Origin of the sequence: Staphylococcus sp. GDY8P57P (genome assembly GCF_017892585.1) — a bacterium.
In the GTDB taxonomy this organism is placed as follows: domain Bacteria; phylum Bacillota; class Bacilli; order Staphylococcales; family Staphylococcaceae; genus Staphylococcus; species Staphylococcus borealis.
In genome coordinates this window covers 1-482 of record NZ_JAESLK010000152.1, presented here as the reverse complement: position 1 = coordinate 482, position 482 = coordinate 1, and the positions used below count along the sequence as shown (strand labels likewise).

Here is a 482-nt window from a genome sequence, read left to right as displayed (position 1 = left end):
ATATTTTATATTCAAAAAGGTATTGCCATTATTTGAATATATGATATATTAAATTAGTAAATAAATAAATCACTAATTTAATATATCATAAAAAGGGTGTATAAAATGAAAAATATACTTGTAATTAAACTTTCAGATCAACATATTAATAATGACAAATCTATTTTAGAGAGAGCAAAGGGCGATTGGAAAATTTCTCCAAAAAGGCTGGATGAAGTTAAATATGTTGTAGTGTTAGTTAATCAAGAAGTAATTGCAACATATGTTTTAGGAGATGAGTTTAACTACAATCGAGTTACAGGACGAGTAAGTAAATTGGAATTAATAGAGAATAACGAGTTAGATGTTATTGGTAAAAAAGTTGAATATTTAACTAGTAATCCTGCTACATTAGCTAGTTATAGTCGTTTATTTGATTAAAAATTATTAAAAGGCCTGATCTAATTAGACCAGGTCTTTTAATAGTGTTATATTAATAAACA

The 482-nt window shown here is 24.9% G+C and carries 1 protein-coding gene; it reads left to right on the top strand.

Annotation, left to right across the window (positions count from 1 at the left end; translation table 11 throughout):
- Positions 1 to 105: 105 nt before the first annotated feature.
- The gene (locus tag KA878_RS14075; protein WP_210142269.1) at positions 106 to 420 is read left to right on the top strand and encodes a hypothetical protein; all 315 of its coding nucleotides are present in this window, start codon (positions 106 to 108) and stop codon (positions 418 to 420) included.
- Positions 421 to 482: the final 62 nt, after the last annotated feature.